This window comes from Citrobacter sp. Marseille-Q3906, assembly GCF_916618775.1.
GTDB lineage: Bacteria > Pseudomonadota > Gammaproteobacteria > Enterobacterales > Enterobacteriaceae > Citrobacter > Citrobacter murliniae.
This window is the reverse complement of sequence record NZ_CAKAKA010000003.1, coordinates 255611-269635: the sequence shown is the minus strand read 5'-3', so window position 1 is coordinate 269635 and position 14025 is coordinate 255611. Positions and strand designations below refer to the sequence as shown.

The 14025-nt window shown below is 50.6% G+C and carries 12 protein-coding genes; 6 read left to right on the top strand and 6 right to left on the bottom strand.

Annotated features, from left to right (window positions below; translation table 11 throughout):
• Window positions 1-24: 24 nt before the first annotated feature.
• Window positions 25-1614, bottom strand: a complete 1590-nt coding sequence (locus LG384_RS18610) for an STY4199 family HEPN domain-containing protein (RefSeq protein WP_045448625.1) — start codon at window positions 1612-1614, stop codon at window positions 25-27.
• A gap of 176 nt (window positions 1615-1790) precedes the next feature.
• On the opposite strand from LG384_RS18610, the gene LG384_RS18605 reads away from it, so the two are divergent.
• Together LG384_RS18605 and LG384_RS18600 are read left to right on the top strand one after the other, a co-directional pair.
• Entirely contained in the window at window positions 1791-2330 is a 540-nt protein-coding gene (locus LG384_RS18605; protein WP_045448627.1) for a GNAT family N-acetyltransferase, read from the top strand.
• Window positions 2331-2420: 90 nt separating this feature from the next.
• Window positions 2421-2792 carry a lysozyme gene (locus tag LG384_RS18600; protein WP_045448629.1) on the top strand — a complete coding sequence of 124 codons (372 nt, stop codon included), beginning with the start codon at window positions 2421-2423 and terminating at the stop codon, window positions 2790-2792.
• Here the strand turns inward: LG384_RS18600 and LG384_RS18595 are convergent.
• Both LG384_RS18595 and LG384_RS18590 read right to left on the bottom strand, forming a co-directional pair.
• Window positions 2789-3391 carry a response regulator transcription factor gene (locus LG384_RS18595; protein ID WP_045448631.1) on the bottom strand — a complete coding sequence of 201 codons (603 nt, stop codon included), beginning with the start codon at window positions 3389-3391 and terminating at the stop codon, window positions 2789-2791. The genes LG384_RS18600 and LG384_RS18595 overlap by 4 nt on opposite strands.
• Window positions 3392-3760: 369 nt before the next feature.
• Complete coding sequence (locus LG384_RS18590; protein WP_225761363.1) at window positions 3761-4519, bottom strand: SDR family NAD(P)-dependent oxidoreductase; 759 nt, start codon at window positions 4517-4519, stop codon at window positions 3761-3763.
• Window positions 4520-4638: 119 nt separating this feature from the next.
• Between LG384_RS18590 and LG384_RS18585 the strand changes: the two genes are divergently transcribed.
• The 3 genes from LG384_RS18585 (at window position 4639) to LG384_RS18575 (ending at window position 8263) form a co-directional block, all read left to right on the top strand.
• The gene (locus LG384_RS18585) at window positions 4639-5538 is read left to right on the top strand and encodes a LysR family transcriptional regulator (protein WP_225761362.1); all 900 of its coding nucleotides are present in this window, start codon (window positions 4639-4641) and stop codon (window positions 5536-5538) included.
• Between the two features lie 79 nt (window positions 5539-5617).
• A complete protein-coding gene (gene yhjD / locus LG384_RS18580; RefSeq protein WP_045448637.1) occupies window positions 5618-6619 on the top strand; it encodes an inner membrane protein YhjD in 1002 nt (333 codons plus the stop codon).
• 321 nt (window positions 6620-6940) lie between these two features.
• Window positions 6941-8263, top strand: a complete 1323-nt coding sequence (locus tag LG384_RS18575) for an MFS transporter (RefSeq protein WP_045448639.1) — start codon at window positions 6941-6943, stop codon at window positions 8261-8263.
• A 45-nt stretch (window positions 8264-8308) separates the two neighbouring features.
• Here the strand turns inward: LG384_RS18575 and LG384_RS18570 are convergent, their stop codons facing one another.
• Together LG384_RS18570 and pdeH are read right to left on the bottom strand one after the other, a co-directional pair.
• Window positions 8309-10369: an AsmA family protein gene (locus LG384_RS18570; RefSeq protein WP_225761361.1), complete on the bottom strand. Its 2061-nt coding sequence runs from the start codon at window positions 10367-10369 to the stop codon at window positions 8309-8311.
• Window positions 10370-10446: 77 nt separating this feature from the next.
• Complete coding sequence (pdeH, locus tag LG384_RS18565; protein ID WP_225761360.1) at window positions 10447-11214, bottom strand: cyclic-guanylate-specific phosphodiesterase; 768 nt, start codon at window positions 11212-11214, stop codon at window positions 10447-10449.
• 230 nt (window positions 11215-11444) lie between these two features.
• Here pdeH and LG384_RS18560 point away from each other — a divergent pair, with 230 nt between their 5' ends.
• Window positions 11445-12374 (top strand): sugar kinase, encoded by a 930-nt coding sequence (locus tag LG384_RS18560; protein ID WP_045448645.1) that lies wholly within the window; start codon window positions 11445-11447, stop codon window positions 12372-12374.
• 54 nt (window positions 12375-12428) lie between these two features.
• On the opposite strand, the gene LG384_RS18555 is transcribed toward LG384_RS18560, so the two are convergent.
• Complete coding sequence (locus LG384_RS18555; RefSeq protein ID WP_045448650.1) at window positions 12429-13922, bottom strand: pitrilysin family protein; 1494 nt, start codon at window positions 13920-13922, stop codon at window positions 12429-12431.
• Window positions 13923-14025: the final 103 nt, after the last annotated feature.

The following is a 14025-nucleotide window of genomic DNA, read 5'->3' as shown; positions in this document are numbered from 1 at the left end:
GATAATGCAATACTTGTCAGGCAGTTAGTTAATCGCATCATAAAGCGCTGCGTGAATTTTCTGCCATTTTTTGTTCTCTGCGCTTGGCTCTGCGGCCACACGCAACTGAGCTTGTTCGGCGTTATATTGTTGACGTGCGACAACGTCCGGTACCGAGCAAAAACTTTTTAAATAGCTTTTATGCAGCGACGTTAAGGATGCTCCATTCGACATTGCGTGGCTTAGCGTACTCATAAACTGCTGACAAGGTTTAGCCTCATCCATCTGCGAGGGATAACGTAAAAGCAGTTTCAGAACATCGGTATTGCCTGTCGAGAACGCCTGCTCCGTCCATGCCAGTTTCCAGTCCATACCGCCCTGCAAAAACAGTGACGTGACGCGAGTATCGTTGCGATCGATGGCAGCCCGCATATTGAATGAATCCCAGGAGATCCCCATTCGGGTCACCGTTTCCCGGGCTGAAGGCGCATCACGCCGCGGTTCTTCCTGCACAATTTCAACGGACTTCCCGGCGGACGCAAGCGGAGCAGGTGTACTGAAGAGCCAGAATGCCCCCAGCGATATCACCAGCACCATCACACCAACAGCAACCCACAGCATGCCTGAAATGAGCTGCTCGCGTTCTTCTGCCGTACGCTTTGCCCGTTTATCCGGCGGATCGATACTGTCGGCGATTTCCTGTTTATCTCCCCCGGCCTGCTCATCTTTTTGCCTTGCCGTTTCCCAGAACTGGCGGACGAGGTCCTCATCTGATTCCAGATACGACGAGGGATTAGTACGGATACGCCGCTCTTCAAACGCCCGCTGCACAGGGTGCGTAATTTGCCCGTACTGGTGATTTAACAGCATCAATTGTACTGATGTCAGCGGCTGCTGAGCGATAACGCAGTTTCGTGCCTGACGGCAGTCATCCAGAAACATACGCAGCGTTAAGCGCGGTTCGACAAACAGTGTGAGCACCGAAGTATCATTAAAAATCTGGGTAAAGTGACGAACAAACAGCTTCTTATCAACAACCATCAGCGCCAGTTCGCTAAACATCATACCGTCCAGCGCATCACGCCCTTCACCCAGCTTTAGCCAGCGGCGCAGACGATCGGCGCCAAAATGCTGTTTCAGAAAACTGTTTAGCGGGTGTTGATCCGGCCATACCCGGGCGACGAGGGATTTTAGCGTTAACTCTATTGCACGTAGCTGGCGCTGGGCCTTTACCTGTGCGTCCTGACTCCCTGTGTCAAACTCGGTTTGATAGTTCAGCAGCGGCTGCTGCTGGCGCAAATGTTCCAGGGAGGCCACAAAGCGCAGCGCAGAAATCAGCTGATTTTCACTGACATCCTGACCACTTTCATACTGAGGCACATTCTGTTGAAGATGGCGCAATCGCAGGGTGAACTGGCTCAGTTGCGCATCATTCATCTGAAGCCGTCTGGCCACAATCCCCCAACCGCCTAAATTCAGCCGGGCCTGATCGAGTTGCTCCAGAAACCAGCGTGGATCCTTGCCCTCAGCGACGTGTACGCCTAACAGCAGTAAGATTTCCACCGATGCCTGGCGGATGATCCCCAAACAGTGTTCAAATGGCGTACATGTCGCCTGTAACGCGCTATTGGTCATTATCATCCCTAAAAGAGCCGCGAAAATGCGACTTCACAATGTATTTATTTATCTTTTTATAAAGCGGCACTCCACAGATGTGTGCCGTTGTAGACTAAAACATATTCATATACCAAATAGATACGTTTTACAGTGATAACCGCGTAATCGTTGAAAATTATTCAGGAGATAAGCCTGTGCCGGTATTAAAAACATCACGTCTTACCTGTCGCCCACTGGATCAAGGCGATTGGGCGTTCTTTTTAAAATTACAGCAAAACCCTGATGTGATGCGATTTGTCTCCGACGCACGCACTGAAGAAGATGTGCTGACGGTATTCAACTCACGTTTACCCGAGTGGTCTCCAGGAAGCCCACACTGGCTATGTCTGGTGGTTTGCGACAACGACACAGGGTTACCGCTTGGCGTCACTGGATATATTCATGAAAACAATGAATGTGCCGAAGTCGGTTTTTTGTTCGCGCCAGAAGCACAAGGTAAAGGATATGGCGCAGAATCCCTGCGTGCCATCTGCGACTTCGCGTTTACAATTGGAGGCCTACGCCGGTTGACGGCCTGCGTCACCGCAGGCAACCATGCTTCACGACATGTGCTGGAAAAGGTGGGATTCATTCATGAAGGCACGCTACGCGAAAGTTACTGGCTGCATCAAACCTGGCATGACGACTGGATTTTCGGCTTGTTAAAGCGTGAATACCTCTCACCAATGCCATAAGGCGTTTTACTGAAAAAACCGGCTGAATGGCAACTACTATAGCGAGCAGTTCTCTTTAGAATGATGATCTTTACATGAAGAGAGATCGGTATGCAGCTCCATTCAGCACATTTTACGCCGACCTGTATCGCATTTATTAAACAATGGCAGGGTCTGTCACTGGAAAAGTATCAGGACAAAAAGGGTATATGGGTCATTGGTTACGGGCATGAAATCACTGCAGATGAATACTTCGATAAACCTATTTCAGTCATGCAGGCAGATAAACTGCTGCTCGATGATTTGTATGCCTGCGAGGCATTAATACGGACGAAGTTGCCACAACTTAACGATCTGTTTCAGCAGGAAGCGCTTATTGCGTGGATACTCAGCATTGGGATGAAGCAATTTTGTACTTCAGAAATGGGGTCGCTCATATTTCACAGCCAGACACTTTCTGACTGTGAAATAAGTACCCGTTAGTATGATTCGTTTAACATCATTGCTGCCTGAGTACGGTTTTTTACCTCCAGCCGCTGATAAAGCGATTCAAGATGTGCTTTTACCGTCCCGGTACTGATATTTAACGCCCGACCAATTTGTTTATTAGATTCTCCGGCTGCCAGCATAGTCAGGATCTCTCGCTGACGTGCGCTTAACGCTTTTATATTCTGGTTACCGTTCTCTGATACCGCTAAGTAATCTCTGGGTAAAAACATCATACCCATCGCTACACTGTTGATCGCCAGCGTGAACGTTTCCGCGTCAGAATCGCGCGGGACAACCGCCAGTACGTTTAACTGAGTGACTTCCTGCAGCCATTTTTTTCGGCAATCTGTTGCCGTTATCAACACTTTTACCGCCGAAAATAGCTCCGCTATTCGCTGCAGTATTCCACGGCAGAATTCGCCATCAAGATCGCCGTCAAGCATCACCAGCGCATCAGGATTTTCTTCCAGTTTTCGCCAAAGGTCATCTGCCTGACTGACACCCTGAACATCCACTCCTGGAATACGTTGTTGTAAACTTACATTCATTCCATGAATAAATATTGACTGCCTGTCAAACATTATTACCTGCATTATTTCTCTCCGTCCAAATAAGATATTAGCCTTAACACGCGAAGGGTATTACCTACGGGGTAAAATAAGAACTCACCATTTGGCAGAGGCCATTCTACCGATGACAGGATAGGAAAGAAGCAGAAATTATAAATAGTTACAGCTCACAAAAAAGGATTACATAAAGCGTTTAAAATTACGTCAAAGCTTAAGGAACTTCTTATTTTTAGCGTTCAAAAATACCTTTGCAAATATTAATTTCCAAGAGTCTATAACGTTGGCTAAAAATAAGGAACCACGGATGATCGGAGAATATGTTACAAAACACAATATAGCATTAAGTGCTTACTCAGCAGGTACCGCGACCTACTGAATAAGCACCCTGCAGATTTACAGGAACATCCCGCCAGATACCTCGATACGCTGCGCTGTCATCCAGGCCAGGTCATCGCTGAGTAGTGCAGCAATGGCATCACCAATATCATCCGGTAATCCAACACGCCCCAGCGCCGTTTGCGAGGCGATATAGGCATTCAGCTGTGCATTGTCCCGTACGTTCCCACCGCTAAAATCAGTTTCTATCGCCCCTGGCGCAATAATATTTGCAGTAATCCCGCGCTCACCTAGCTCTTTGGCCTGGTAACGGGTTAACACTTCCATCGCCCCTTTCATGGCAGCATATGCACTGTAGCCTGGCAGGGCAAAACGCGATAATCCGGTCGAGACATTGAGGATCCTGCCCCCCTTTTTCATCAGCGGTAAAAGGCTCTGCGTCAGGAAAAAAGGCCCTTTAAAATGGATGTTCAAAAGTTGGTCAAATTGCGATTCGGTGAATGCCGAATACGGCGCGTTAATGCCGATCCCGGCATTGTTCAATAAATAATCAAACCCATCGCTTTGCCACTGCGTCTGTAATGCTTCCTGCATCTGTTCAACAAACAGAGGGAAAGCGGAAATATCTCCGACATTCAACGACAATGCTGCTGCTTTGCCACCAGATTGCCTGATTTCATGCACAACCTGCTGCGCTTCTTTTTCATTGCTGTTCCACGTCAGAATAATACCAATTCCTTTGTTCGCCAGCTTCAGCGCCGCGTTTTTACCGAGTCCACGACCGCCACCGGTCACCAATGCGATACGTTGCGTCATAAGAAACCTCATTTCAGGTGTTGTGAAGATTGAGACAGAGCTTATTAGGTGTTAAAAAAACAATAAATATCGCTGATTACGCATTACTGTTTCATCCAGAACAACAATAAGGTATGGCAATGGATAAAATTCACGCAATGCAGTTGTTCATCCGCGTCGCAGAACTGGAAAGCTTTTCTCGCGCAGCGGAAACGCTCGGACTCCCTAAAGGTAGCGTATCGCGCCAGATACAGGCCCTGGAAAACTCGCTGGGTACGCAGCTTCTTCACCGCACCACCCGACGCGTACAGCTTACCCAGGACGGTATGATCTATTACGAACGTGCTAAAGATCTGCTGAGCAATCTGGATGAACTGGACGGGTTATTTCATCACGATCCGGCCAGCATCAGCGGTAAGCTGCGGGTTGATATGCCGGTTGGCGTCGCAAAGAATCTGGTAATACCCCGCCTGCCGGATTTTTTACATCAATACCCAGGTCTTGAAATTGAACTGAGCAGCAGCGATCGCCTGGTAGATTTGATTCGTGAAGGTTTCGACTGTGTGGTGCGTGTTGGTACGTTAAAAGATTCCGGGCTAATTGCTCGCCCGCTGGGAAAACTAACGCAGGTTAACTGTGCCAGCCCACAATACCTGGCCCGTTTTGGCTATCCGGAAAGTCTGGAAGATTTGGCTTCACATGCGGTGGTGCATTACTCAGTGAATTTAGGCTCGCGTTCACAGGGTTTCGAGGTGGCGACAGAAAACGGCACAGAATGGGTGAAAACCGGCGGCATGCTGACGGTGAATAGCACCGAAACATACCATGCGGCATGCCTTGCCGGGTTAGGCATTATTCAGGTACCACGCATAGGTGTACGTGAGGCATTACGCGCCAGAACGCTGGTCGAAGTGTTGCCGCAGTATCGCCCAGAGCCTATGCCGGTTTCTTTATTGTATCCGCACCGTCGCAATCTCTCCCGTCGGGTACATCTGTTTATGGAATGGTTAACCGGCGTGATGAAAGACTATGTGGATTAGTCTGTTAGACCGATTTTCGGGATTCTGGCTTGAGCAGGCTATAATGACTTGAGTGCACAAAATAAGGACTACCGACCGGATGACGCAGGAACACGATGCAAAACACCCTACGCATACACAAGAACCAACTCCCACAACGCCTGAGAGCAACGCGAAGGCGAACCAGGCTCTGAAAACGGCCATAACCCTGGCGGAAAAGGTCCAGCGCCAACCTGTTATCGCCCACCTCATCCGCGCCACGGAGCGTTTTAATGACCGAATGGGGAATCAGTTTGGCGCAGCCATCACCTATTTCTCGTTCCTGTCGATGATTCCCATCCTGATGGTGTCGTTTGCCGCTGCCGGTTTTATTCTCGCGTCACATCCCACGTTGTTGCAGGATATCTTCAATAAAATCCTGATGAACGTCAGCGATCCTACCCTTGCGTCCACGCTGAAAAACACCATCAATACCGCCGTTCAACAACGTACCACCGTCGGTTTGGTGGGGCTTGGGATCGCGCTCTATTCCGGTATTAACTGGATGGGAAATCTACGTGAAGCTATTCGCGCCCAGTCGCGGGATGTCTGGGAGCGCACACCGCAGGATCAGGAAAAAATCTGGATAAAATACCTGCGCGATTTTGTCTCATTGATTGGTTTGCTGATTGCGCTGATCGTTACCCTCTCCATTACGTCTATCGCCGGTTCCGCTCAGCAGATGATTATCTCTGCACTTTATCTCGACGGTATCGAATGGCTGAAGCCAGCCTGGCGACTGATCGGCCTGGCCATCTCAATTTTTGCCAACTATTTGTTGTTCTTCTGGATATTCTGGCGATTGCCGCGCCACCGTCCGCGTAAGAGAGCGCTTATTCGCGGCACATTTATTGCGGCGCTTGGGTTTGAAGCGATTAAAATTATTATGACGTATATGCTGCCGTCGCTGGTGCAATCACCATCAGGTGCGGCGTTTGGCTCCGTGCTAGGGCTGATGGCATTCTTCTATTTCTTCGCCCGCCTGACCTTATTCTGCGCGGCCTGGATAGCAACAGCTGAATACAAAGATGACCCGCGCATGCCGGGGAAAACTCACCGCTAATTCTCATCCCAACAGCGGATTCGTGAGCCGCCTCCGGCTTACGTTCCGCAAGGATCTGTAGGCCAGATAAGATACCTGTATCGTCATCCGGTACTCTTTTTAGAATATAAATCCAGTACGTAACTTTTATTTAACCAAAAACCAGTTTTATTATCCAAGTTTTAAATTATGTGAAGCATTTCATGGAAGAGAAATCTTCAGCCTAAAAATTATCCCCTTTTTGACATATTTTTGACCAGACTCAACGCTTGTTACAGATTGAAATGTCTCTTTTGCTGTGCGTAATATGACCTTTCGTTCGACCAAAAATAAGAAAATATTATGCAAGCAACAGCCACAACGCTCGACAATGAACAGGAACACACGCCGGTCAACTCGCGCAATAAAGTCGTCGTCGCCTCACTTATTGGCACTGCCATTGAGTTCTTTGACTTCTATATATACGCGACCGCTGCAGTGATCGTGTTCCCCCATATCTTCTTCCCGCAGGGCGACCCAGCAGCGGCAACGCTTCAGTCTCTCGCGACCTTTGCCATCGCCTTTGTCGCACGGCCAATTGGTTCTGCCGTGTTCGGACATTTCGGTGACCGCGTAGGGCGCAAAGTGACACTGGTTGCGTCACTGCTCACCATGGGGATTTCTACGGTCGTCATTGGTCTGCTGCCGGGTTATGAAACTATCGGTATTTTTGCACCACTACTGCTGGCACTGGCACGTTTTGGTCAGGGTTTGGGACTTGGTGGCGAATGGGGCGGCGCAGCGTTGCTGGCAACGGAAAACGCCCCTCCGCGTAAACGCGCGTTGTACGGCTCGTTCCCACAGCTGGGCGCACCTATCGGCTTCTTCTTTGCCAACGGCACGTTCCTGTTGCTCTCCTGGCTGCTTACCGATGAGCAGTTTATGAGCTGGGGCTGGCGCATACCGTTTATCTTTTCTGCTGTGCTGGTGATCATCGGCCTGTACGTTCGTGTTTCGCTGCATGAGTCGCCAGTTTTCGCTAAAGTGGCTGCGGCGAAAAAGCAGGTTAAAATCCCGCTGGGTACCTTGCTGACAAAACATGTACGCGTAACGATCCTCGGTACGTTTATCATGCTGGCAACCTATACACTGTTCTATATCATGACCGTCTATTCAATGACGTTCAGTACCGCAGCTGCCCCGGTGGGTCTAGGCTTGCCGCGTAATGAAGTGTTGTGGATGTTGATGATGGCGGTGATTGGCTTTGGCGTAATGGTTCCCGTGGCGGGACTGTTGGCCGACGCGTTTGGTCGTCGCAAGAGTATGCTTATCATCACGACGCTTATCATTTTGTTCGCGCTGTTCGCCTTTAAACCGTTGCTGGGTTCCGGCAATCCGGCGCTGGTATTCGCTTTCTTGTTGCTGGGGTTAAGCCTGATGGGGCTGACATTCGGCCCGATGGGCGCGCTGCTACCAGAGCTCTTCCCGACCGAGGTCCGCTACACTGGCGCATCATTTTCGTATAACGTTTCGTCAATCCTTGGTGCTTCCGTTGCTCCGTATATTGCCGCCTGGTTGCAGGGAAACTATGGTCTGCCAGCGGTCGGCATTTACCTGGCGTCAATGGCGACATTAACGCTGATAGCACTGTTGTTAACCCACGAAACACGTCACCAGTCGTTATAATTTGCTTGCCGGATAGCACCGCTATCCGGCAATTCTCTTCTGCAATCACTTCTTCATCTGAGACAAAATAGTCCTGCACTGGTTGGCCTCACCTTCAGAGGGTGAAATCAGCGCCAGCAGGGCAGCCGCAGGTGTGACTAAGGTTGCCAGCGCTGCGGCAACCGCGCCACGCGCAATCAGCGGCCCGGCTTTCACCCCTGCCTGTGGATCCTTGAATGTCCCGCGAACATACAGCGGTGAACGCAGGGTGATAATACGGATACCTTTACTCTCGGGATCAATGGTTAAATCCAGCTGTTCAGAGGCAAAGCTCGCGGTTCCGGTCACATTGATGACCGCATTTTCGGTATCGAACGCAAAAATCTGCGGACGCGCAACACCATTGACGATATCCAGATTCGCCGCCGCACAGTTCACCCGGACCTCGTCATCACCGAATATCTGCCCGACGATATAGTTACCCAGATTCAGTCCAACAATTTCCATCAGATTTCGACTGATAAGACCATCATTCATCAGCAGCTTCAGATTGCCATTACTGTTACCAAGCAGTGCCGCCACTGAATTCCCGCTACCGCTAAATCTGGCGTCTCCGTTCATTTCGCCCAACGTTTTCTGCATCAGTTCCACATCCGGCATTAGCTCTTTCAGCTTCAGGCGGCGAGCCTGTATATCCGCACTTCCTTGCATCGGCTTTTTATTCCCTTGCAAATGGATACTTGAAACAATGCTGCCCCCCGCCAGACCAAATTTCAGCGGCTGCAACCGCAAGTCAGCATTTTTCAGGATGATATGAGTGGAGAGATCGCTGATGGGCAGGCTACTGCCGTGCTCAATACGTCGTCCTTTAAAACGCACGTCAGCGTCCATCACGTTCCATTTATCGGTTTCGAAGCGGTCGTATGGCAACACTTTACCCGCAGGCTGAACGCTTTTTTCACCTTTGCGTTGTTCAGATTTTTTCGCCCGCTCCGCACCTTTCCCGGAGTCGACGCCAATCAGTGGTCCCAAATCAGCTAACCGCAACTGGCGCGACTCAACATCGCCTTCCAGCTTCGGACGCGGCTCACCAGTGGTATAGGCGAGCGTGCCGTGAATATCGCTGTCGCCAATGCGGCCATTAAAATCACGATAATTAAAAACTGAAGATTTGCCGGTATCGATTTTTGCCACCAAGCGCCCGTCAGTTTCAAATGGTGGGGTGTCCGGCAGAAGTACCCCCGTCAAATCGTACAAATCCCCTAATGAATCACCTGAGAATTTAAGCTGGAGATCCACGCCCCCCATCTTCATCGGATCCTTCACCGTCCCTGTAAATGCCACACGCGTGTTATCCGAACGGAAATCGGCCTGTACCGGGAAAGGCGTACCTTCCCCCCGTAATGCCAGCATTCCACCTATTTTCCCAGTACCGGTTAGCGGTTCGCCGTTATATCGCCCTTGCGCTTTCAGACCAAAAACGTAGTCACCGACGCTGGCGCTACTCTCTTTGCTTTTCGTTCCGGTCACTTCACTAAAGGGAAGCGGCTTGCCCAACGGATCGACCAGAATTTCAATCTCAGAGCGAGTCACCTTATCGTTGATGGCTATGCGCCCCTGATCGAACAGAATGTTATCCAGACGGAAAGACCAGGCAGACGGCGAAGTATTGGGTTCGCGATTGTCATCTCCCGCCAGGGTAAAGGTCCAGTTGTTGTTTTTCTCCGACAGGCGGATAAGTCGTGCATCCGGTTTCACCAGCTTGATCCACGGTAGCCAGACGGTTTTCGTCAACAAAGCCAATGGGGCAAGCGTCGCTTCAACACGGGGAAGATGTACCATCGTGACATCAGGAATATCTGGCGGGTTGCCGAGGATGATATCTTCAGCATGAACATGCGGCCACGGAATCCAGCTTCGCCAGCCGGTCTCCTGCTTCTGGCGCTCCCAGACAACGCCTAAATCACCCCGAATGGCGAATGGTCGGTTAAGTTCAGTAGAGACTTTCTGGTTGATGGTCGGTTTGAGCCGGTTCCAGTCAAATGTCGCAATCACCATGATGAGTACGACGATCAACAACAAGAAAACCCCTGATACTATGGCGGTTATTTTGCCTGCTTTCGTCATATATTACGTCCTCGTTTCCATCCTTGCCTGTCCTAAAGATAGTCCAGCAGGGCAAAAGGAGACACTCTACGACTATATCAAAGCGACAAGATCACCTCTTCAAGGGTATCCAGTGGGACCGGGCGAGAGAGGAAATAGCCCTGTGCGGCGAAAGCCGGTGAGTTTTGCACATCACGCCACTCTTCCAGCGTTTCTACACCTTCGACGATCACGCCACGGCAATAGCGGTTCATTAACTGTAATAACAGCGTGAACAGGTTCCGACCTTCCGGCGTCTGGCGCAGCATAACAAACAGGTCCCGCGCCACTTTAATGTAGTCATAACTGACTTCGCTGAGGGCCGAAAAATTCGCCATTCCGGTACCAAAATCATCCAGCCAGAGTGGCCCGAACTCGCACATAGAGGCGAAAGACGATCCCTTCGGCAGGCGAATATGCTCCACCAGCTCGAATCGCAGCCAGGGCAGGCATTCGATGATTTTCAGTATTTCAGCATCCTGGCGCATCGCAATTAACGTCGGTCCATCAACATTCACTGACGCCAGCAGACCGTGGACCCTGAAAAATTCGCCTTTTAACTGCAACTGGTGAAGCTGCTCTTTCACCACGTCAACCCGGTGTCGAACGGCCACTTCAGCAAAATAACGATCCGGCGCAATACGGTGGGAAGGGTTATCAGGATGGCTCACGACAGTCAGCAGCTCAACGGCCATCAGTCGCCCATTGGTCTGGTAAATCGGCTGATAGGTGTAAGCACGCTCGCACTGCAGCCAATAGCGTCGCTCAAGCAAGCTTTCGATACTCGCATCAGGCGTAATTAGCTGCTGGGTAACCTGCTTTATCATCTGAGGTGTCCTGTAAATAAGAGTGTGACTGACCGGACTCGTCAAAGGTTATCGGCGCTCGGGCGCAGAACTTTACGTTCAGCGCAACGCAAAATAAAAAACTAAGCGGCAAAAATCACACAGAACACGTGCTGGCTCAAAAAATTAATGGAACGATGTTTTAATATAGTTGACCACATACTACCCACAGCGCACACTAACGCTAATTTTTTTCAGAGCAGGTTACGACTATGTCCAGAAAGATTGCCGTGATTGGCGAATGCATGATTGAGCTGTCACAGAAAGGTGCTGATGTTCAGCGCGGATTCGGTGGCGACACGTTGAATACATCCGTTTATATCGCCCGTCAGGTCGATTCTGCGGCACTTTCCGTACACTATGTGACGGCGCTGGGCACTGACAGTTTCAGCCAACAAATGCTGGAATCCTGGCACAGCGAAAACGTCGATACCTCTTTAACGCAGCGTATGGAAAATCGCCTCCCAGGTCTCTATTACATTGAGACAGACAACACCGGTGAACGCACCTTCTATTACTGGCGTAATGAAGCTGCGGCAAAATTCTGGCTGGAGAGTGAACAGTCTGCCGCCATTTGCGAAGAACTGGCCACATTCGACTACCTGTATCTGAGTGGAATAAGCCTGGCGATATTAAGCCCATCCAGCCGTGAGAAGCTGCTATCGCTGCTCCGCGAATGCCGCGCCAACGGTGGAAAAGTCATATTTGACAACAACTACCGTCCACGTCTGTGGAGCAGTAAAGAAGAGACACAGCAGGTGTATCAGCAGATGCTGGAATGCACCAATATCGCGTTCCTGACGCTGGATGATGAAGACGCATTGTGGGGCGAAAAACCCGTTACCGAGGTGATTGCCCGCACTCACGCAGCTGGTGTGCAGGAAGTGGTTGTGAAGCGTGGCGCAGACTCTTGCCTGGTTTCCATCGCTGGCGAAGAACTCATTGATGTACCGGCTGTAAAATTACCGAAAGAGAAGGTCATTGATACCACGGCTGCAGGAGACTCCTTCAGCGCAGGATATCTGGCAGTACGCTTAACCGGTGGCGATGCCGCAGAAGCCGCCAAACGCGGCCACCTGACAGCAAGCACTGTTATTCAGCATCGTGGGGCGATTATTCCACGCGACGCAATGCCACAATAGAATGTCACACTAGTTTTATTCCCCCTCTCCCGACCGGGAGAGGGAAATTCCTGCTTATTGCACCGGCGGAATATCCGTCACTTCAGGATGAGCCTCATCCGTTTCGACAGCAGTCGCCGCGGTTGTCACAGGTGCCATGATTTGATCCCACGTAGCCTGCAAGTCCTTCATATTGAATTCAGGTTCACCTTTCGGCTGGAGCAGAATTAACGCCATCTCTTGCGATAATTGCTGGCGCAGGTTCTGGTTCAACATTTCGACGGTCAGGCCGTTGAGGAAGTTCTGGCGTAAACGCTGGTACTGCTCTGGCGCGATATCCACTACCTGATTTTGCAGCGAACGCAGGCGCTGGCTGATCAAAATATCGGTATCGGTACGACCATAGGTGGCAAACAGTTTCTGCAGCTCCAGATTCTTTTGCGCCACCAGCGCATTGAACTCTTCTTCCGGTAGACCTTTATCACGCACTTTCGCCAGTTCACGCGCGACCATGCCCAAATTCGCGTTCAGTTTATCGTTCGGAGACTCAACGTTAATGGCGCACTGCGCGCGCAGGAACAGAACCCGACAGTCAAAACCAAGGCCGATATCTTTCGCGTTATTTTTGGTTAGCGTTTGCTGAATATGCCAGAACAGCGCCTCACGGGCTAAATCAGCACGCCAGTAGCGCAACAGCGCGGAGGATTCGCGGATAGGCTGCCACGGTGTATCCCACATGATGGAAAGGCGATCCTGACGCACTGCATCGGTCATAATGCTAACCGCTTCGGCACGCAGTGGAGAGAGCGTAGGTACTGGTGCCGGCGTTTCGCGTTTTCCTTTTAACTCACCAAAGGTTTTATTGATTTGCTCAGCCACGCTGCGCGCATCAACGTTACCGACGATAATCAGCGTCATGGCATCCGGGGTATACCATTTCTGATAGAACGACTGAATTTTCGCCGCATCAATTGGTGTTTTCAGCGGATCGGCGGGATCATGTCCCAACAGCGTCGATCCCTTCAGACGATAACGCCACCACCCTTCTTTGGTATCCATAGGCCAGGTCGCAACCATATCTTCGCTATTCAGCGCATGATTGACCGTTTCAGGCGTGATGGTCAGCTTGCCGGAAATGTTCGCCAGATAAGATAACGACTCTTTCAGCAGGTCATTGCGGCTGTTAGGCAAACTGAGGTTATACAGTGTGGAATCATAGGAAACGATAACGGGCGGCATGGGACGTTTTGGATCGAACCCCTGCTGCCACAATGAACGGGCTTGCGCGGCATCCAGACCACCGCTTTGCGTCAGCGCAATGCGAGGGATCGCATGGCTGAAACCACTCTGTTGCGTACTTTCGGTGAGTGAACCGGTATTAACCAGCAGGCGAACCTCTATGCGGTCGCTGGGACGCTGGGGCGTGGCGAGAACTTGCCACTGTAAGCCATTTGCCAGCGTGCCCTGTTGCCACGCCGGGTCAGGCTGGAGCGCATCTGCCTGCACATAGCCGGCAGAGGCCATCATCAGCAAGCCGCCCGCTAAAAGTCGAATTTTTGTGCCCTGCATGTGAACCCCTGATCAACAATCCTGGTAATAAAAAGACAGTCCTGAAAGGACTCTCTGAATATGACGTTAAAAACACTTCGTGTTAGACCGCGAGAACATAAAA